The organism is Yersinia sp. 1252 StPb PI, from assembly GCF_048593885.1.
GTDB classification, from domain to species: domain Bacteria; phylum Pseudomonadota; class Gammaproteobacteria; order Enterobacterales; family Enterobacteriaceae; genus Yersinia; species Yersinia enterocolitica_E.
Genome location: NZ_JAZGQE010000495.1, coordinates 1 through 430, shown reverse-complemented (window position 1 = coordinate 430; position 430 = coordinate 1). Strand labels below are relative to the sequence as shown.

Sequence of the window (430 nt, the reverse complement as noted above, 5' to 3'; positions counted from 1 at the left end):
GGGTAGGTTTTTTTTATGTTTTTTAAAATATATTGCTTGCTTCTACTTGCAGGTAACCCCAATTCTGGTTCAACTCCAAATGCCAGACAGCCATCAGCACCACCAAGACTACAATACAATAATGCACCATATGCCCCCATAGAAGTACCGAAAGTTATAACTTTACCATTTCCGATTTTTCTTCCTATTTTGACCAGTTCTATTGCTGTAGTTTCTGGAGATTCCGATAACCCTTTTATTCCATTTTGGTACCACCTATTTCCAAAGTCATTAACAAAAATAATATTAATCTCTGATGCTAATAATATGCTATAGGGTTTAAATTTACCTGCTTCAGTATTTACTGAGGAAAATGCAATGACAGTAGGAAGTGACTTGTTAACTGAAATTATTTTTATGTATTGGCTTTCCATTTTTTTTCCAAAAATAT

At 33.5% G+C, this 430-nt stretch carries 1 protein-coding gene; it reads right to left on the bottom strand.

Features of this window, described 5'->3' with window-relative positions:
* The coding region (locus V2A85_RS24480) for a hypothetical protein (RefSeq protein ID WP_420072662.1) at positions 1-413 on the bottom strand (413 nt) is incomplete at its 3' end.
* Between the last annotated feature and the right edge of the window lie 17 nt (positions 414-430).